The organism is Brevundimonas intermedia (genome assembly GCF_027922165.1).
GTDB lineage: Bacteria > Pseudomonadota > Alphaproteobacteria > Caulobacterales > Caulobacteraceae > Brevundimonas > Brevundimonas intermedia.
In genome coordinates, this window is sequence record NZ_BSFD01000002.1 from 910,803 (window position 1) to 928,811 (window position 18,009).

Annotated in this window: 22 protein-coding genes; 10 read left to right on the plus strand and 12 right to left on the minus strand. The window is 67.0% G+C overall.

The genetic code is table 11. The annotated features are described in order from the left end of the window. Positions 1–581: 581 nt before the first annotated feature. The 3 genes from PKE72_RS06980 to PKE72_RS06990 all read left to right on the plus strand — a co-directional run bounded on the left by PKE72_RS06980 (position 582) and on the right by PKE72_RS06990 (position 2,510). Positions 582–1,871 (plus strand): reverse transcriptase domain-containing protein, encoded by a 1,290-nt coding sequence (locus PKE72_RS06980; protein WP_271164646.1) that lies wholly within the window; start codon positions 582–584, stop codon positions 1,869–1,871. Then, the gene (locus PKE72_RS06985) at positions 1,871–2,011 is read left to right on the plus strand and encodes a hypothetical protein (RefSeq protein ID WP_271164647.1); all 141 of its coding nucleotides are present in this window, start codon (positions 1,871–1,873) and stop codon (positions 2,009–2,011) included. Before PKE72_RS06980 ends, PKE72_RS06985 begins: the two co-directional genes overlap by 1 nt. A gap of 247 nt (positions 2,012–2,258) precedes the next feature. Then, entirely contained in the window at positions 2,259–2,510 is a 252-nt protein-coding gene (locus PKE72_RS06990; protein WP_271164648.1) for a hypothetical protein, read from the plus strand. Positions 2,511–2,886: 376 nt separating this feature from the next. On the opposite strand, the gene PKE72_RS06995 is transcribed toward PKE72_RS06990, so the two are convergent. From PKE72_RS06995 to PKE72_RS07015, 5 genes are all read right to left on the minus strand, one after another. After that, on the minus strand, positions 2,887–3,543 hold the full coding sequence (locus PKE72_RS06995; protein ID WP_271164649.1) for a DsbA family oxidoreductase: 657 nt from the start codon (positions 3,541–3,543) through the stop codon (positions 2,887–2,889). 221 nt (positions 3,544–3,764) lie between these two features. Continuing rightward, positions 3,765–4,676, minus strand: a complete 912-nt coding sequence (locus PKE72_RS07000; protein WP_271164650.1) for a DUF1206 domain-containing protein — start codon at positions 4,674–4,676, stop codon at positions 3,765–3,767. Between the two features lie 73 nt (positions 4,677–4,749). Continuing rightward, the gene (locus tag PKE72_RS07005; protein WP_271164651.1) at positions 4,750–6,210 is read right to left on the minus strand and encodes a sensor histidine kinase; all 1,461 of its coding nucleotides are present in this window, start codon (positions 6,208–6,210) and stop codon (positions 4,750–4,752) included. Continuing rightward, a complete protein-coding gene (locus tag PKE72_RS07010; RefSeq protein WP_271164652.1) occupies positions 6,207–6,887 on the minus strand; it encodes a response regulator transcription factor in 681 nt (226 codons plus the stop codon). The genes PKE72_RS07005 and PKE72_RS07010 overlap by 4 nt, the downstream gene beginning before the upstream one ends. Beyond that, positions 6,887–7,216, minus strand: a complete 330-nt coding sequence (locus PKE72_RS07015; RefSeq protein WP_271164653.1) for a PepSY domain-containing protein — start codon at positions 7,214–7,216, stop codon at positions 6,887–6,889. Before PKE72_RS07015 ends, PKE72_RS07010 begins: the two co-directional genes overlap by 1 nt. A gap of 226 nt (positions 7,217–7,442) precedes the next feature. Between PKE72_RS07015 and PKE72_RS07020 the strand changes: the two genes are divergently transcribed. Further along, positions 7,443–7,814: a hypothetical protein gene (locus PKE72_RS07020; protein ID WP_271164654.1), complete on the plus strand. Its 372-nt coding sequence runs from the start codon at positions 7,443–7,445 to the stop codon at positions 7,812–7,814. Positions 7,815–7,909: 95 nt separating this feature from the next. Continuing rightward, a complete protein-coding gene (locus PKE72_RS07025) occupies positions 7,910–8,380 on the plus strand; it encodes a hypothetical protein (RefSeq protein WP_271164655.1) in 471 nt (156 codons plus the stop codon). A gap of 58 nt (positions 8,381–8,438) precedes the next feature. On the opposite strand, the gene PKE72_RS07030 is transcribed toward PKE72_RS07025, so the two are convergent. Genes PKE72_RS07030 through PKE72_RS07040 form a run of 3 tightly spaced genes read right to left on the minus strand, consistent with a single transcriptional unit; the run spans position 8,439 to position 10,012 of the window. Further along, a complete protein-coding gene (locus PKE72_RS07030; protein ID WP_271164656.1) occupies positions 8,439–8,693 on the minus strand; it encodes a hypothetical protein in 255 nt (84 codons plus the stop codon). A gap of 45 nt (positions 8,694–8,738) precedes the next feature. Next, positions 8,739–9,377 carry a cadmium/peroxide/UV radiation responsive anti-sigma factor ChrR gene (chrR, locus tag PKE72_RS07035; protein ID WP_271164657.1) on the minus strand — a complete coding sequence of 213 codons (639 nt, stop codon included), beginning with the start codon at positions 9,375–9,377 and terminating at the stop codon, positions 8,739–8,741. Next, on the minus strand, positions 9,374–10,012 hold the full coding sequence (locus PKE72_RS07040; protein WP_271164658.1) for a sigma-70 family RNA polymerase sigma factor: 639 nt from the start codon (positions 10,010–10,012) through the stop codon (positions 9,374–9,376). The genes chrR and PKE72_RS07040 overlap by 4 nt, the downstream gene beginning before the upstream one ends. A 65-nt stretch (positions 10,013–10,077) precedes the next feature. Between PKE72_RS07040 and PKE72_RS07045 the strand changes: the two genes are divergently transcribed. Next, positions 10,078–11,415 carry an NAD(P)/FAD-dependent oxidoreductase gene (locus PKE72_RS07045; RefSeq protein WP_271164659.1) on the plus strand — a complete coding sequence of 446 codons (1,338 nt, stop codon included), beginning with the start codon at positions 10,078–10,080 and terminating at the stop codon, positions 11,413–11,415. Continuing rightward, the gene (locus PKE72_RS07050) at positions 11,412–12,194 is read left to right on the plus strand and encodes a DUF1365 domain-containing protein (protein ID WP_271164660.1); all 783 of its coding nucleotides are present in this window, start codon (positions 11,412–11,414) and stop codon (positions 12,192–12,194) included. The genes PKE72_RS07045 and PKE72_RS07050 overlap by 4 nt, the downstream gene beginning before the upstream one ends. A 20-nt stretch (positions 12,195–12,214) precedes the next feature. On the opposite strand, the gene PKE72_RS07055 is transcribed toward PKE72_RS07050, so the two are convergent. Both PKE72_RS07055 and PKE72_RS07060 read right to left on the minus strand, forming a co-directional pair. Next, positions 12,215–12,661, minus strand: coding sequence for an EF-hand domain-containing protein (locus PKE72_RS07055; protein ID WP_271164661.1), 447 nt, complete (start codon positions 12,659–12,661; stop codon positions 12,215–12,217). A gap of 104 nt (positions 12,662–12,765) precedes the next feature. Then, positions 12,766–13,263, minus strand: a complete 498-nt coding sequence (locus PKE72_RS07060; protein WP_271164662.1) for a hypothetical protein — start codon at positions 13,261–13,263, stop codon at positions 12,766–12,768. 149 nt (positions 13,264–13,412) lie between these two features. Between PKE72_RS07060 and PKE72_RS07065 the strand changes: the two genes are divergently transcribed. Both PKE72_RS07065 and PKE72_RS07070 read left to right on the plus strand, forming a co-directional pair. Next, the gene (locus PKE72_RS07065) at positions 13,413–14,120 is read left to right on the plus strand and encodes a response regulator (protein WP_271164663.1); all 708 of its coding nucleotides are present in this window, start codon (positions 13,413–13,415) and stop codon (positions 14,118–14,120) included. Beyond that, on the plus strand, positions 14,117–15,439 hold the full coding sequence (locus tag PKE72_RS07070) for a sensor histidine kinase (RefSeq protein WP_271164664.1): 1,323 nt from the start codon (positions 14,117–14,119) through the stop codon (positions 15,437–15,439). Before PKE72_RS07065 ends, PKE72_RS07070 begins: the two co-directional genes overlap by 4 nt. Here the strand turns inward: PKE72_RS07070 and PKE72_RS07075 are convergent. After that, positions 15,436–16,335 (minus strand): LysR family transcriptional regulator, encoded by a 900-nt coding sequence (locus tag PKE72_RS07075; protein WP_271164665.1) that lies wholly within the window; start codon positions 16,333–16,335, stop codon positions 15,436–15,438. The two genes, PKE72_RS07070 and PKE72_RS07075, sit on opposite strands and share 4 nt — an antisense overlap. 90 nt (positions 16,336–16,425) lie before the next feature. Between PKE72_RS07075 and PKE72_RS07080 the strand changes: the two genes are divergently transcribed. Then, the gene (locus PKE72_RS07080; protein WP_271164666.1) at positions 16,426–17,385 is read left to right on the plus strand and encodes an NAD-dependent epimerase/dehydratase family protein; all 960 of its coding nucleotides are present in this window, start codon (positions 16,426–16,428) and stop codon (positions 17,383–17,385) included. A gap of 105 nt (positions 17,386–17,490) precedes the next feature. Here PKE72_RS07080 and PKE72_RS17555 read toward each other — a convergent pair whose 3' ends face one another. Then, positions 17,491–17,823: a transposase gene (locus tag PKE72_RS17555; protein WP_271164698.1), complete on the minus strand. Its 333-nt coding sequence runs from the start codon at positions 17,821–17,823 to the stop codon at positions 17,491–17,493. Positions 17,824–18,009 lie beyond the last annotated feature (186 nt).

The window sequence follows — 18,009 nt, forward strand, 5'->3', positions numbered from 1 at the left end:
AAGATTGGGTATAATGTTCTTACTACGTTCGCGTCCGGAGTGAAGGTGACCGGTTCTACTGGTGCGCTGGATTTCCGAGGCGGCGGGTCGGTGGCGGGACAACTCGTCGCCGCGCCCGTTCGGATAGGGCCGAAAGGCACCTCCGGAGAGGGTAGCCAGGACCCGTTCGACTCTCGACCTGCTGCAACTCTCACCCTCCAAGTTAGGGGGACGATCTGGGCGGCTGGTTCCTTTTCAACGATGGGTCCCGTGGAGGAGGCGCGTTTTCGCCGCGAGACCTTGTCAGAGCCCGCAAAAACGATACGCGGGTCCCCAAGGAGATTTCGGTGGCGGAAATTCGCAAAAACGTGCGCCTGTCGCACGCTCCCTCATAGGTTGTGTCCTCGTGGCGCTTCTGGGGGGATCGCTTCTTGCGTCCGGAGTGAAGGTGACCGGTTCTACTGGTGCGCTGGATTTCCGAGGCGGCGGGTCGGTGGCGGGACAACTCGTCGCCGCGCCCGTTCGGATAGGGCCGAAAGGCACCTCCGGAGAGGGTAGCCACCGTCGGACGGGTTTGGGCGAACCAGATCGGACCCTGAGACGTGTCAGCTGACCCTTTCAAAGCAGTCTACAAGCAAGCCAACCTTGAAGCCGCGTGGCGTGCGATCGAGGGCAACGGTCGATTTTCGACCTCCGCAACGGTGCGAAGCGAAATCGATCAGTTTCGCGAGAATGCCAGTGGGAAACTTCGCTCGTTAGCCTATCGCTTGAGCAGAGAGCGATTTGTGTTTCCGCCCGCGAAGGGCTTGCCGATCCCAAAACTGAGAGACGGAAAGAAGACGGGCGAGTTCCGTCCTATCGTGCTCGCCAGCGTGGAGTCACGGATCGTCCAGCGAGCCATATTGAACGTGTTGACCGACACGGAAGCGCTTCGTCCCTATTTCGAGAGTCCGTTCAGCTTCGGTGGATTGAGGAAGCGGAGCGAGACGGAACCATCCGCAGTCCCTGGAGCGATTGCCTGTGCACTGCAATCTATTGGGGATGGAGCGACTCACGTTGTGTCAGCTGACATAACCAGCTTTTTCACGCGCATCCCTAAATCGCGGGTTATCAACATAGTCGAGAAGGCAGTTCCAAACGCCCGGTTCATGGCGTTGTTCGAGCAGGCGATATCCGTTGAGCTGGCCAATATGGCGGAGCTACGGTCTCGGCAGAGCGCCTTTCCAATCGGAGAAATTGGGGTTGCTCAGGGGAATTCCCTTTCACCTTTGCTGGGCAACATCTGCCTGAGTGAGTTCGACAAACTTATGAATGAGGGAGACTGTAGGTGCGTCCGTTACATAGACGACATACTGATCCTTGCACCAACCAAACGGGCTGCATCTGCACGCTTGGTTAAAGCGAAACGGTATCTGTCTAACTTGGGCATGGAATTTTCTGCTCAGAAAACTTCTGCAGAGCCCATCGCCATTCAAAAGCAGTTCGAATTTCTGGGTATCGAGTTCGCAAACGGCCTTCTACGCGCGAACTCGAAATCTCGCGAGCGCCTGATCACATCTATCGAAGCGGTTTTTGACAAGAGTTGCCAAGGATTCGTCGAGGCGTCGAAATCTGAAAACACCCTCGATAGAGGTTTATCGCTGACACACACGCTTAGAAAGGTCGATGGCATTCTGAACGGATGGGGTAAGCACTATCGCTTCTGTAATGACGGTCGCGTCTTAGAAGACTTAGATCGTCGAGTAGACGAACTCATCAGAAACTATATCGGCCGATATCGGGAGATGCGTCAAAAAGCGGACGCTAGCCGATCAAGATCGTTGATTGGTATAGCTTTGCTGTCCGGCATCGAACGCACCCCACTTCAATGGCCGAAGAAAGCTAGGGCATAATGCCCACCTTCATCCTCCTCGCCGGCCCGAACGGCACCGGCAAAACCACCTTCATCAACCGCTTCCTGTGTCAGCGGGCAAAGGCGTTTCGGGTCGTGAACCCGGATGAGGTCTCCTTCTCCCGTTGGGAGAGGGCTTGAGCGCCTGAGAGCCGTCAGGCGATCAGACTTGCGCGAAAGGGTGAGGGTCGGACCTCGCCGCAGACGCACGACCCTCACCCTTTCGGCTGGCGCATCGCTACGCTCTGCGAGCCTCAAGCCCTCTCCCAACGGGAGAGGGACGGCGGTGGCGGCGTGGTGCGGGCTTGGGTGACGGGTTGGGGTGGCGAAGGCGCGTCCGCCGTCAAGCGCGGTTGACCCCGCCGTCCCCCCGGCGTCTTCTGCCGCCATGACCACCGCCCCGCGCCCCTCCATCGCCGTCAAGTCCGTCGCCGCCCGATCCGTCGCGACAGGCGGCGGGGCTGCGGGGGCGCTGGCCGTGGGGGCCTTGGCGATCGGGGCCTTGTCGCTGGGGGCGCTGGCGATCGGGGCCGTGGCCGTCGGCGCCCTGGCGGTGGGTCGGGCGCGGGTGCGGCGCCTGCATGTGGACGAGCTGACGGTGGGGCGGCTGCGGATCGGCCGGATCGAGGGGCTGGACTGAGGCCCTTCCTTCTCCCCTTGCGGGGGAAGGTGGCCCGAAGGGCCGGATGAGGGGTCGGTTCGACGTCGACAGGTCGTAAGGGGGTGGCCGGAGAAACCCCTCATCCGACCTCCCCTCGGGTCAAGCCCGAGGGTCGGCCACCTTCTCCCGCAAGGGGAGAAGGAAAGTCCCGGCGCGCGCAATTCCGCGACGAAAGCCCCCGGTTTTCAAACCCCTGATCCCCGCCTCGGGCGATCATCTGATCACGGTCCGAAACGCGCCTATACTGCCCGCCGGGTCTTTGACATCGCCATCCCCTGCGCCCGTCGCCGCGCGCAAGAATAGACGAAAATAGACTCATTTTTTTTCGAGTCGAATGAGTCTATTTCGCCGGCCGTCAGACCTCGGCCGCGATCTTCCTCAGGGCCTCTTCGAACACCTGGGCCGGCTGGCCGCCGCTGATCAGATATTTGCCCTCGACCACCACCGCCGGGACCGAGGTGATCCCCCGCGACCGCCACAGCTCCTCGGCTCCGCGCACGGCCTGCGCATAGCGGCCCGAGGCCAGGACCTCGCCCGCCTCGGCCCGGTCCAGCCCGGCGGCCTCGGCGGCGCTGGTCAGGACGCCGGCGTCGGTCAGGTTGCGGTTCTCGGTGAAGTGGGCCGTGAACAGGGCCTGTTTCAGCGCCTTCTGCTTGTCGGGCGCGGTCTCGTGCGCCCAGTGCAGCAGGCGGTGGGCGTCGAAGGTGTTCCAGATGCGGCTGTCGTCGGTCATGCGCATGTCGAAGCCGCTCTCGGCGGCGCGCTCGCGGATCATGGCGCGGTTGGCGGCCGACTGTTCCGGGCTGGCGCCGTATTTGCGGCCGATGTGCTCGACGATGTTCTCGCCCTCGGGCGCGATCTGGGGGTTCAGTTCGAAGGGCTGGAAGGCGATGTCGGCGCCGATCCCCTCGCCCTCCAGCCTGGCCAGCGCCGTCTCCAGCCCACCCAGGCCGACCACGCACCAGGGGCAGACCACGTCGGAAACGAAGTCGATCTTCAGGGTCTTGGTCATGGCGAGGGCCTTCTGGAACAGCGGGTGTTGCGGAGCATATGGGAAAGGACGCGCCGAACGCCAGACCGTCTCCTCCCCATGAAATGGGGAGGGGGACCCCGAAGGGGTGGAGGGGCTCTCGACGCCGCACAGGCGCCGGGGATGCGGTAAAGAACCCCTCCGTCACGGCGCGAAGGGGCGCCGCGCCACCTCCCCGCTGCGCAGGGAGGAGACAGGGAGCCTCAGCCCAGCTTCAGATCCCGCGGCGGCCGGATCCTGCGCCAGCGCGCCTCCACGAAGGCGAAAGCGCCGAAGGCCATCAGCCCCGCCGCCGTCAGGCCCAGAATCCACGAGCCGCCGGGCTGGGCCTCCAGCGCGTCCAGCGCCGCCGCCGTCGTCGTCACCTCGCCCGAGCGCGCGTGCAGCCCCGCCAGGACCACGAACACCCCCAGCGGCACATAGGCGAAGCCGCGCGCGCCATAGCCGATCCGCGCCAGGGCCGACGCCGGTTTTCGCACCGCCGGCGGACAGGCCAGGGCCGCGTCGAAGTCGTCCCTGAAGGCCCTGACGATATTGCCGATCCCGACGCCCAGCACCACCAGCCCCGCCACGATCAGCAGCAGGCCGCCGAACGGCAGGCCCAGAACCATGGCCGCCTTCTCCTGGTTCTCGGCCACGCTCTCGGCCTGGTCTGCGGCCCGCGAGGTCGCCTCGCCGACCTCGTCCAGATATTCGAACACCCCGGCCGCCAGCAGGCCGTAGAACAGACCGCTGGCCGCCTGGCCCGCCCGCGTGGCCCAGCCCTTCAGGTCGCCGCCCTCATGGTCCGCGTCGAACACGGCCTGCAACAGGCGCCAGCCGACGAAGGCCCACAGGCCCAGGCCCAGCAGCACCAGCCAGACCCGCCCGAACGGCTGTTCCGCCAGCCAGCCCGCCGCTCCGCCCGTGCCCACCGCCTCGCCGATCCGGTCGGTCGCCGCCAGCAGGGTCAGCGCCCCCGCCGACAGATAGACGAAGCCCCGCGCCCCATAACCGACCCGCGCCGCACCCTCGATCAGGGTCGTCAGCTTGGGGATGCGGCGGGTGGCGGGGATACGGCCGCGAACGGTCTTGCCCAGGGCGGCGGCGGCGTGACGAAGACGGGCGGCGAACATGAGGGCTCCAGCGCGGCGGAGCGGTTCAACGCGCCTGAATGCCGATGGCTCCGCCCGACCTAGGCGGCCCGCCCTAACCGGCTTGAGCCGCCGGCAGCTCCAGCACCACCTTCAGCCCGCCCATCTCGCTGTCGCCCAGGGTCAGCCGCCCGCCATAGGCGCGCGTCAGGTCCTCGACGATCGACAGGCCCAGGCCCGAGCCGGGCGCGCTCTCGTCCAGCCGGGCGCCGCGCTTCATGACCGCCTCGCGCTGGTCGGCGGGCAGGCCGGGGCCGTCGTCCTCGACCACCACGATCATCTGGCCCAGACCGCTGGGGCCGGCCGAGACGCGGACGCGCCGCTTGCTGAACTTGGCCGCGTTCTCGATCAGATTGCCCAGGATCTCCTGCAGGTCCTGACGTTCGCCCAGGAAGGCCAGGTCGTCGGGGGCGCGCCAGTCGATCTCGACGCCCTTGTCGCGGAACACCTGTTCGATCATCACCGCCAGCTCGTCCAGCACCTCGGGCACGGGGGTGGTCTCGCCCAGGCCGTGGGCGGCGCGGGCGGCGGCGCGGGCGCGGCGCAGGTGGTGGTCGACCTGGCCCTGCATGACCTTGGTCTGGCGCCGCACCAGTTCGGGCAGGGCGCCGTCGGCGGTCCCGGCCTCGGCCAGCATGACCGAGATCGGGGTCTTCAGCGCGTGGGCCAGATTGCCGACATGGGTGCGCTGGCGATCCACCACCTCCTGGTTATGGTCCAGCAGGCGGTTGACCTGCTCGGCCAGGGGCTGGATCTCCAGCGGATAGGATCGTCCGATCCGCGCCGCCTTGCCGTGGCGCACGGCCGCGATCTCGTTGCGCAGGTCATAGAGAGGCCGCAAGCCGACCTGAACCTGGATGAAGACCGCCAATACCAGGCCCAGGCCCAGGATCAGCAGGGCCACCCAGGTGACGGTGGCGAACTGGCGCGTATCGGCGTCCACTTCGGACCGGTCGATGGCGGCCAGGAAGACGACCGGGTTATCGCGCCGGGGGATGGACTTCATGCTGGCCGCGACCCGCAGCGGCTCGCGCGTGGTCGGGTCGTTCTTGGGCCCCCGGGTATTGTAGGTGATCACCTCGCCGAAGGCCGCATCCAGGCGGGACGGCAGGTCGACCGGCAAGGCCAGGTCATAGGTCCACAGCGAGGTCGAGCGGGCGATGCTGACCATGGTCCCGTCCGGCTGAACCTCCAGGATCTGCCAGTATTTTCCCGACAGCAGCCGCAGGGTGCGGGCGTCCTGAATCTGGGGCACGACCTCGCCCTCGCCGGTGCGGCTGGCCGCCACCACGATCTCGTCGATGGTCTCATTGAGCATGTCGCCCAGTCGCCGCAGCGCCGATTCCTGGAAGGCCTGGGTCAGGACGATGGCCGCGATCACCAGAGCCACCAGGATCCAGGCCGAGGCCAGCCAGATCAGCCGGCGCGTCAGGGATCGGCCGGGACGACCCAGATAGCGGCCCCAGTCGGCGCTTCGATCGCCAGAGGGCAGCTCGGGCGTCGCCGCCTCGCTCACGCCGCCTCGGACTCGCCGATCAGGGGCGTCAGCCGATAGCCCAGGCCGCGTACGGTCTCGATCCGGTCCGGCCCGACCTTCTTGCGCAGCCGGCCGATGAAGACCTCGATGGTGTTGGAGTCGCGGTCGAAGTCCTGATCATACAGGTGCTCCACCAGTTCGGTGCGGCTGATGACCCGGCCCTGGTGCATCATCATGTAGTGAAGCAGCCGATACTCAAGCGATGTCAGCCGCAGAGGCTCGCCGTTGACGCTGGCGCGCGCCGCGCGCGGGTCCAGCCTCAGGCCGCCGCACGCCAGGGTCGCCGAAGCGATGCCGGCCGAGCGGCGCAGCAGGGCCCGCAGCCGCGCCAGGAGCTCCTCGGTGTGGAAGGGCTTGGTCAGATAGTCGTCAGCGCCGGCGTCGAAGCCCGCCACCTTGTCCGACCAGGCGCCGCGCGCGGTCAGGATCAGCACCGGCGTGGTCTTGCCCTCGCGCCGCCAGCGCTCCAGCACCGACACCCCGTCGATCTTGGGCAGGCCCAGGTCCAGGACGACGACGTCATAGGGCTCGTTCTCGCCCAGATAATGGGCTTCCTCGCCGTCGGGTGCGTGGTCCACGGCATAGCCGGCGTCGGACAGGGCGGCCTTCAGCTGGCGCGACAGATCGACGTCGTCTTCGACAAGAAGGACACGCATCAGTCTGGCCTGCGACGCTGGTTGTTGGAGGATCCGCTGTCGCGCGTGCGGCCGGTCTGACCGTCCACCACAACCTCGCGGACGCGACCGTCGCGTTCCACCAGAACGGAGTAGTCGCCGTCGCCGCGCGGGCGGGTGTCGATGGGACGGCCGCCGACGGCCTCGCCGCCACGACGGCGCGCCTCATCGGGGCTGACGCGCGGCTGGCGCGGCTGAGGCTGGGTCTGCTGACGCTCGTCGCGCGACTGTGCGCTCGCCGCCGGAACAAGGACCGGAGCGAGGGCCAGGGTCGCGACGGCGACGATCAAACTGGCTGACTTGCTGAACATGGGCGTCAATCTGGCGCCGCTCTCCTGAACAGGCCCTGAATGATCCGTATAGAATAGGGCGGGCCGAAACGCCATTGCGCGAACACCGGGACGTTCCGCACCTGACGTATTTCTCATTTAGATGAACCGAACCTGATCGGGCCTGTTCAGATCGGGCTCAGCCGCCGCGTCGTCATATCTCCCTATCGCCGGTCACCCCGACCGGCCCGCAACCGAGGAGAACATCATGCGGAAGTTCATCATCCCCGCCGTCGTCCTGGCCGCCGTCGCCTCGGCCGCCCTGCCCGCCGCCGCTCAATCCTATGGCCATCACGGCCGTCCGCCCGTCCATCAGGCCGGCTACGGAAGCTGGCAGTCGATCAATGCGCGCCAGGTCAATCTTGACCGCCGCATCGACCAGGGCGTCCGCACCGGCCAGCTCAGCCGCCGCGAAGCCAGCCGCCTGCGCGGCGAGTTCAACGGCCTGCTGCGTCTTGAGGCCAACTACCGCCGCGGCGGCCTGACCGCCTGGGAACGCACCGACCTGGACCGTCGCTTCGACCGTCTGTCGGCCCAGGTCCGCAACGAACGTCACGACCGCGACAATCGCAGGGGCTGAACCTCCCCGCATCGAACGACGCGAGCGCGGTCCGAAAGGGCCGCGCTCTTTCGTTGCGGGTGGCGAGCCGGCATTCGCCGGTCTAACCTCCGCCGATGCGGCTCATCTCACGCCATTTCGACGTCTTCGCTGACTATTTCCAGTTCTACGTCTGTGACGCAGCTTTCCAGACTGACCCGGGCCTGTTGTGGGACGAGGCCGCCACAGCGCGGATGCTGGCGATCGGGCCCGACCTGATCGCGGTCGGAACCGCACGAAACATGACTGTGCCGGTTGAGATCGAGGTTCTGAACGCCGCGCCCGCCCCGGATCTGGACGACTGGGACCAGATCGTCGACTGCGGCGTCAGTCTTCCCAGTGGCAAGCTGATCGTCTTCGGCTGCACCGAAAACAGCGATGACGCAGACCGCATTGGAATAGAGCCGGGGGACTACGCGGCCCGCATATCCTACGCCAATCTCGGCGATCTTTCGGACGACGGGCTTGAGGGCGATGACCGATATCGCGTTCAGCTTTGGCGAGCGGCGATTCCACCGATCACCGTCTTGAAGGCTTCACCCAAATAGGTCCGCTGAGGATCAGACCGGGTTCTGAGCGTCAGCACTAAAGAACGGACATCACCGCTTAAGCGCGCGCGACGAGTTCCAAGTCGGGCTCGGGCTCTTCGTAATGGATGAGACCCCACATCGGGAACTCGATCATCACCCCACGCCCAAGATGGCTCCAGTCATCCTTGGTGAACCTATCCGTATAGGCGTCGTCGTCGATCGAACACACGACAACGCCGTTTCGGTCCTCGCCAAGGCCGACGACGTCTCCAACTTTGAGCGGCGTTCCGTCTGAGTAATTCACCAAGGCGTCCTCAAGCTTCGCTGCCACAATCGCCGATCATTTGAGGCCGGCTATGGGTAGCTATTCACTCGCCTACAGCTTGATAAACGGCTGGATCAGCTTGCCCAGCCAGCCGTCCAGTTGAATCTGCCCGTCCAGGGCCACCACGCACAAGCAGGGGTCGGGCGACACCACGCGGGGCTGGTGCAGGACCTCCGTGTCCGCCTCTTCGAAGTCGCCCACATCGAACCGTTCGGTCTCGGTGGCGTAGGCGCCGTGGATGACGCAGGTCAGTTCGACGCCGCCGTGGGTGTGTTTGGGCGTCTCGCGACCCGGCCCGATCTCCAGCAGAATGACGCGGCAATCGCCGTCGCGCGGCGCATGGACGTCGCGGGCGCGCATGCCCGGACCCAGCCATCGCCATGGGCCGAGCGCATAACGGCGCAGGGGCTCCGGAAGACCCGCCATGTCGTTCAGCGGCGTGGAGGCCAGGGCCTGTCCGGCGTCCGCCTCGGCGCGCGCCAGGACGCGGGCAAGGGCGTCGTCGGGCATGGCCGCGGGTTCCAGCTCGTCCAGCAGGCGGCCGCCCACCGCCTGAAGCTGGCGGACCCAGGCGTCGTTTTCAGGCCGCATCGCCAGATGGGCGGCGACCACCACGGCCTCGGGCGGGCTCAGCGTCCCGGCGGCATAGGCCAGAAGCCGTTCTTCGGAAGGGTTGTGACGGGCGCTCATGCCTCGCCTCCGTCGTCTTCAAGCAGAGTGCGCAGTTTGATCATGGCCTTGCGTATGCGGGATTTGACCGTACCGAGCGGCAGGTTCAGCAGCCGGGCGATTTCGGAATGGGGATTGTCCTGGAAGAAGGCCAGGCGAAGAACTTCGATCTGGTCGGCCGACAGCCGCGCCATGGCTGTCTTCAGACGCGCGGCGTCCTGGGACATCGACAGGATCTGGTCGGGTCGTTCCGGCTCGTCCTGGGACAGTTCGATCTCGGGCATCGGGGTCCGGCGCGCGTCCTGGCGCAGCACGTCCAGCCGCCGGTTGCGGGCGATGGTGAAGATCCAGGTCGCGGCGCGGGCCTTGGCGCTGTCGAACAGCTCCGCCTTGCGCCAGACCGTCAGCATGGCGTCCTGCGCAAAGTCCTCTGCCGCGCCGGCGGGCGCCCCGGCCTTCATCAGATAGGCCTTAAGGCGGGGGGCGAAATGTTCGAACAGGCGCGCAAAAGCCTCGCGGTCCCGCCTCAGAGCCACCGCCTCAATCAGCCGGTCATACTCGCCGTCCGCAGGCGTCACGGGCGGCCGAATCCGCTGAAAATCTGAGACCTGTCCATACATGGACCCTAATACGGTTCCGGTGAAAGTCTGGATCATTTCGTGATCCGCGCGCTTGATCGCCACGTATCCTCAGCGTCTTTTTGTTCTTTGCCGGAGTTCATATGCCCCTGTCGTCCCCCACCGAGACCGGTCCGCGCCTGCGGATCGCCGTCGTGGGCTCGGGGATCGCCGCCCTGTCCAGCGCCTGGCTTTTGTCGAAGCGCCACGACGTGACGATCTATGAGCGCGACGACCGGCTGGGGGGCCACTCCAACACCGTCGACGTCCGCACATCGACCGGCGAAACAGCGGTGGACACCGGCTTCATCGTCTTCAACGATGCGACCTATCCCAACCTGATCGCCTTGTTCGCCCATCTGGGGCTCGAGACGCGGGCCACCGACATGTCCTTCGCTGTGTCGCTGGACCAGGGCCGGTATGAATATGCCGCCCCCGCCCTGTTCGCCCAGCGCCGCAATATTTTCCGCCCGCGTTTCTGGTCGATGCTGAAGGAGATCCTGCGCTTCTATCGCTCGGCGCCCGCCGGCATGGCCGCCCTGGGCGACAGCGACCTGACCCTGGGCCAGTATCTGAAGCGCGAAGGTTTCAGCGAAGCCTTCCGGGACGATCATCTGCTGCCGATGGCCGCCGCCATCTGGTCGTCGCCGGCTCACACCCTGATGGATTACCCGGCCGAATCCTTCCTGCGTTTCTGCGGCAACCACGGCCTGCTGAAACTGGTGGGGCGTCCGCTGTGGCGCACCGTCGTCGGCGGCAGCCGGATCTATGTCGAGGAACTGGCGCGCCAGATCGGCGAAGGGGTGCGTCTACGCCGGGGTGTGGACCAGGTCCGCCGTGTCGAAGGCGGCGTGGTGGTTCAGGACTCGACCGGCGCCGAGGAGCGGTTCGACCATGTCGTCATCGGCGCACACGCCGACCAGGCTTTGGCCATGCTGGCCGAGCCGACGGCGCGCGAGCGCGAACTGCTGGGCGCGTTCAAGTACAGCCGAAACCTGACCATCCTTCACACCGACGCCGGCCTCATGCCGCGCCGCCGGCGGGCCTGGGCGTCGTGGAACTATATCGGCGCCGACGGCGGCCTGTGCGTCACCTACTGGATGAACAAGCTGCAGGGCCTGCCGGGCCAGGACCTGTTCGTCACCCTGAACCCGCCGCGCCCGCCCGCCGCCGGAACCCTGTTGCGCAGCGAGTTGTACGAGCATCCGATCTTCGACCCCGCCGCCATTAAGGCGCAGAAGGAACTGTGGAGCCTGCAAGGTCATGGCGGGGTCTGGTTCTGCGGCGCCCATTTCGGCGCGGGTTTCCACGAGGACGGACTGCAGTCGGGCCTGGCGGTGGCTGAACAGCTGGGCGGGTTGCGTCGCCCCTGGACTGTCGAGAACGAGAGCAGCCGTATCCACCTGTCGGCGCCGGCGACCGAACTCGAGCGGGCGGCGTGACCCAGGCCTCGGCCCTCTATGTCGGCGGCGTCTTCCACGCGCGGCTGCGCCCTAAACAGCACAGGCTCAACTACCGCGTCTTCTGGCTGATGCTGGACCTGGCCGAGATCGACGCCCTGGACGCCCGGCTGAAGACGTTTTCGCGCAACCGGTTCAACCTGCTGTCCTTCCGCGACCGGGACCACGGAGACGGCTCGGACCGCCCGCTGCGGGCGCAGGTCGAGGCTCGCTTGGCCGAGGTCGGGGTGGATGTCGGTCAGGGCGCGATCCGCCTTCTGACCATGCCGCGCGTCTTCGGTTTCGTCTTCAATCCGATCAGCCTCTATTACTGCCATCACGAAGACGGGCGGCTGGCCGCAATGATCTATGAAGTCACCAGCACCTTCGGCGAGCGCCGATCCTACGTCCTGCCCGTGCTGCCGGCCGACTCCCAGGCGGGCCGGTTCCGGCAACAGACCGACAAACGCCTGTATGTCTCGCCCTTCATGGACATGGACATGACCTATGACTTCAAGGGTCAGACCCCGGGCGACACCCTGACCCTGGCCATCAACGGCTCGGACAGCGAGGGCCTGCTGATCGCCACCAGCATGAACGGCGCGCGCCGGCCGATGTCCGACCGCGCCCTGACCGCCTCCGCCCTGGCCATGCCCCTGCTGACGCTTAAGGTGGTGGTGGCCATCCATTGGGAGGCGCTGAAACTGTGGCTGAAGCGCGTGCCCCTGACCCGCAAGCCCACGCCGGGCCCCGACGTACTGGACCTGCGCCATAGGGGCTAGGCCGCCAGCCCGCGTCCGGCTCAGCCGCCCAAAGTGAAGGCTCGCGCCAGGTCGGCGATCTCGTCGCGCGTGACGAAGCCGTCGCGGTTACGGTCGGCGCCGGCGAACCGTTCGCCGTTCAGGGCGCGAAACTCGTTCAGATCAACGGCGCGGTCGTTGTTGCGGTCGATGGCGCGCAGCTTCTGGATCTGCTCGCGGCTGGGACGACGCTGGGGCGCGGGGCCGCCATCCGGCCTCAGGGCGCGTACCTCGGACATCGTCAGACGACCGTCGCGGTCGGCGTCGGCGCGCGCGAACCGTCCCTCACGCGCAGCGTCGAACTCCACTCGGGACAAGCGTCCATCATTGTTCACATCCGCCTGCTGGAACATCGCGCGACCCGCGTCGGCCGGGGTCTGCGCCGGGGCGGGCGAGGCGAAGACCGTCAGGGCTGCGGCGACCAGGGCGGAAAGGACAAGGCTTTTCATAGGGGCTCTCGAAAGAAAGGGGCCCCGGCCGCGAGGTTGGGGGGACGCGGCCGGGGCGACGGGCGGAGGACAGGATGAAAGCTCCGCCCGAACCGGGAAGAGGGTCAGTAGGGGCGGGTGACCGTCGAACTGCGGCTGGCGCCATTGTTGGCGGAGACAGTACGATTCACGGTGACGCCGTCATCATCGCGATAGGCCTCGACCTGGCGATCATAGCCGTAGCCGTTAGAGGTCTGCACGCTCGACCCTCGGCTATAGCTGTCGTCTCCATAGGCGGTGGAGGCGGTGCGGGTCTGGGTATTGCCGGCCGGGCCGGTGCGTACCGCCGTCGTGGCATGGCCGCTTCCGGTGTCGATCGTGGTGCGGGCGCGGGCGCTGGACCAGCCTTGACCATCGACAAATCCATAACGAGAGACCGACGCCGAGCCGGGGCTGCGATAGATGTCCGCGCCTCGCGTCGCGCTGTGATTGGGGCCGCTGACGGTGGTCGAGCGATGGCGCGTCCGCGACTGGGCTTCAGCGCTGTCAGCTGCGGCGGCGACGCCCGCGGCGGTCAACAGCCCCGCGACGGCGGCGACGATAAAGGGACGATGGGCGGTCATGGGCAGGCTCCTTTTGCGAGGTCCGGCCTGTTCCGGACGACTGCAGACTGACAGACCCGACCGCCAGGGGTGTGTCGCATCGGCGCCTGTGCGTAACAGCTTGTATCCCCTACTGGCGGGGCGAAGGCGGTTGCGCCAAAGCTTGGGCCATGACGCCGGTTCTGATCCATCTGGTCGAGGACGACCCTGAAATCCGCGACCTGGTCTGCGCCCTGCTGGCGCGCGAAGGTCTGGAGTGCGCGGCCTTTCCAGACGCCGTCGCCTTCTGGGCGGCCTGGGCGGTTCGCCGTCCGGACCTCGTGATCCTGGACCTGATGATGCCGGGCGAGGACGGTCTGTCGATCTGCCGCCGCCTGCAAGGCGCGGTCCCCGTGCTGATCGCCTCGGCGCGGGGCGAGCCCATGGACCGGGTCGTCGGACTGGAAGTCGGCGCCGACGACTATATCGCCAAACCGTTCGAGCCGCGCGAACTGGTCGCCCGGATCAAGGCCCTGCTGCGCCGCCGTGACCGCGCCGCGGCGCCCTCGCCGCCGGCCCGCTGCTTCGTCTTCGAGGGCTGGCGACTGGACCTGGCCTCGCGCGCCCTGACCGGCGCGGACGGACAGGGCGTCGAACTAACCGCCGGCGAGTTCGACATGCTCGCCGCCTTCGTCAAACGCCCCCAACAGACCCTGTCCCGCGACGACATCATGGATGTGCTGAAGGGACGTCAGGCCGACGTCTTCGACCGCTCCATTGACATCCAGGTCTCGCGCCTGCGCCGCAAGCTGGGCGACCACCCGCGTGAGCCGCGCCTGATCCGCACCGTCCGAAACGCCGGCTATCTGTTCACAGCCGACGTTCAGGCCGTCTCATGAGACAGCTCGGTCTCGCCAACCGCCTGACCCTGACGCTGGTGCTGGTGGTCGTTGTCTTTCAGGCGATCAGCGTCCTCGGGCTCTTACGGCTGCAACGCTCCAGCCAAGACGACTGGCGACTGCCCGTGCCGGTTCGGATCGCCGCCGCTGCGGCCGCCCTGGACCGCACGCCTTCGGCCCAGCGCGACGATCTTCTGGTGGCCCTGAACGGCGACGCAACCCGGTTCTTCATCGCCGACGGCACGCCCGCCGGCTATCGTCCACGCGGCGGCGCTCTGCCGTTGCTGCTGCACAGCTATGGAGCCGCGCTGGAAGACCGCGACGTCCGTCTACTGGTTCCCGAGGAGAAGCGGCGGTTTCGGCCTCGGCTGGAAACTCGACGCACTACTGTCTATGCGATCTCCGTCGCCCTGGCGGACGGGCAGAGGCTGGTGGTCGCGCCTGGCTTGGGCCAGCGGCGGCGCAGCATCGCCCTGGCCGCCCTGGTCTTCAACCTGGCGGTGGGGCTGGCGGCGGCCTTTCTGGTGTGGCGGACGGTGCGCCGCGCCACCCGCGACCTTCAAGCCATAGCCGACGCGTCGGACCGGTTCGCTGTCGATATCGCCGCCCCGCCGATGGACGAGACCGGCCATGCCGAGGCGCGTCGCGTCGCCTCGGCCTTCAACCGCATGCGCGCGCGCATCCAGGCCCTGATGGGCGAGCGGATGCGGATGCTGGCGGCGGCGGCCCATGACCTGAAGACCCTGATGACCCGCCTGCGGTTGCGGGTCGCCCTGATCGACGACCCGGACCAGCGGGCCCGCGCCGACCGGGACGTGGCCCTGATGGCCACCCTGATCGAGGACGTCCTGCTGGTGGCGCGCGGCGAGGAACGGCCGGTCGTTCTGACGCCGGTTGATGTCGGGCGGCTGCTGACCGATCTGGTAAGCGAACGTCAGGCCCTGGGCCAGTCGGTGACTCTGGACGCGCCCGCGCCCGGACAGGTCCAGGCCGACGCCGGGGGGCTGCGCCGGATCGTCGAAAACCTGATCGAGAACGCCGTCGCCTACGCCGGCGCCGCCGAGGTCAGTTTCCGCCGCGACGACGACCGATGGCGGCTGGCGATCGTCGATCACGGCCCGGGCCTCAGCCCCGGCTTCGCGGACCAGGCCTTCGAACCCTTCGCTCGGGGCGAGGCCTCGCGCAGCCGCGAGACCGGCGGATCGGGCCTGGGCCTGTCGATCGCCCGGACTTTGGCCCATCAGATGGGCGCCGAAATCCGCCTCGAAACCACGCCGGGCGGAGGCCTGACCGCCGTCCTTCTGTTCAGGGCGGCCTAGCGGACCGGCCGAAGCGCAACCTTTGACAACCCTTCGACCAAGGCGTCGAACACCACCCGGCAACGGGCGTTGCCGCGAAGATCTTCGTGCATGACAATCCAGGTCTCCAGCGGCAGACTGAACGCCTCCGGCAACACGCGAACCAGATCGGGCTCGGCGGCGGCCAGGGCGACCTGGCAGATGCCGATGCCGAAGCCCGCGCGGATCGCGGCCAATTGCGTCACATCACTATCCACCCGCAGGGCGAAGCCGTTGCGGCTCAAGGCGGGATAAAGTTGCGCGACCGCACGGATCGCCGGGGTCTCGACATCATAGCCGATCAGGTCGTGGTCGCTCAGATCGGCCATGGTTCGCGGGGTTCCGCGCCGATCCAGATAGTCTCGATGCGCATGCAGGCCAACCTCGATCGCCCCGATATGGCGTGACAACAGCGCCTGCTGTTCGGGCCGCACCATGCGCACGGCCACATCAGCCCGACGTTGCAACAGATCATCGAGAGCGTTGGACGGCGACACCTCCAGTGTCAGATTCGGGTGCGCCTGACGCAGGCGGGTCAGTATGGACGGCAGATGAGCGAAGGCAACCACCTCGCTGGCGCTGATGCGCACCGTGCCCGACACCACGCCGCCCCGCCCCTCGGCTGTCCGCCGCAGCGCCGCCGAGGTCACGGCCAGACTCTCGGCCAGCGGCTTCAGCTCCAGCGCCGCGTCTGTCGGCGACAAGCCTCGCGGCGTGCGCAGGAACAGCTTGGCGCCCAGAGCCGTCTCCAGGGCGTCGACATGCCGGGCGATGCTGGGCTGGGTCATGTCCAGCACCCGCGCCGCGCCGGACAGCGAGCCCTCCCGCAACACGGCGTGGAAGGTGCGGTAGAGGTCCCAGCTCGGCTCGGTGCTCATGGTTTTTCGTATAGCAGACGAACGGATTTCGGCAATTTCGTTTAGTCATGGGTCGGCCGACACTGTCTCATCGCAAGGATGGAGACTGACATGACAACGACCCAGAAGAAGACGGCCCTGGTCCTGGGGGCGACAGGCGGAGTGGGCGGCGCGGTGGCCGCGCGACTGCTGCAATCCGGCTGGAACGTGCGCGCCCTGCATCGAAACCCCGCCGCCGTGCACGGCGACCCGCGCATCGCCTGGATGCAGGGCGACGCCATGTCGGCGACGGACGTGGCGACAGCAGCCGAGGGCGTGAGCCTGATCGTTCACGCGGTGAACCCGCCGGGGTACCGCCACTGGAACACCCTTGTTCTGCCGATGCTGGACAACACAATCGCGGCGGCGGAGCTGGAGAGTGCGCGGATCCTGCTGCCCGGAACCGTCTACAACTACGGTCCTGACGCCTTCCCCGAAATCGCCGAGGACGCGCCCCAGAACCCCCGCACCCGCAAGGGACGCATCCGCGTCGAGATGGAGCGTCGGCTGAAGGCGGCGGCCGAGCGGGGCTGGGCCAAGGTGCTGATTGTTCGCGCCGGCGACTTCTTCGGACCTGAAGCGGCGAACAACTGGTTCAGCCAGGGTCTGGCCAAGGCTGGCGAACGCCTGCGCTTCATCACGTATCCCGGCAAGCGCGGCGTCGGGCATCAGTGGGCCTATCTGCCCGATGTCGCCGAAACTATGGTCCGGCTGGTCGAACGCCCCGACCTGGAAGACTTCGCCGCCTATCACATGGAGGGGCAGTGGGACGCGGACGGAACCGCCATGATCGGCGCGATCCGGCGCGCGCTCGGACAGGCCGATCTTCCCGTTCGGGCCTTTCCCTGGGCGGTCCTGAAGCTGACGTCGCCCTTTATCCCGCTGATGCGCGAACTGGCGGAGATGCGTTACCTGTGGAAACGTCCGATCCGGCTCAACAACGCCCGGCTTGAGGCCAGGATCGGCGCCGAACCACGCACCCCGCTCGACGAGGCGGTTCGCGCCACTCTTGAGGGAATGGGGAGCGTTTAGGCGTCAGCGCCTTCTGGCATTCGTCTTGAGAAAAAGCCGCCGGTCGATCGGGCGACGTCGGTTTGCAGACCCAGCCTGACGTGCCCCCCTCTGGTCCCTCGATTGTTATGAGCGCCTAAGGGGTTGATAGCCGATCTGCGTCGCCGGCGGGAGCGGCCGTGCGGCGGCGCTGATCAGGTTGCGCAGCCGAACGGCCGTGGGGTACAGGCGCACCGCCTCCGGGGTCAGTCCCCGTGCGCCGAGTGCGGCCTGGCGTAGTTGTAGTCGATGCGCCAGCGCTCGATGACGGCGCGGCCTCGGCCAACGGTAGAAGGTCTGCTCGCGGATCCCAGGCCGACGACAAACCTCCGCCGTCGGGCTCCCGGCCTCCTGCTCGCGCAACACGCCGATGATCTGCGCCTCGTTGAACCTGATCTTCTCGACGTCCGTCTCCTTGATGAGACGGACTCTCACTCAAAATGAGGAATCAGGAAGGGGCCGGGTGAAAAGCCGTCGCGCTGGGCTACACCCCGCCACCGCCAGATAGGGAGAAGCCCCCCGGCGGCGAGGAAGCAAGCATAGCCCTCACGGCTGGCTTAGGTTGCGTGATTTTGGTCGAAGAAAAGCCCGCTATCCTATTTGGAT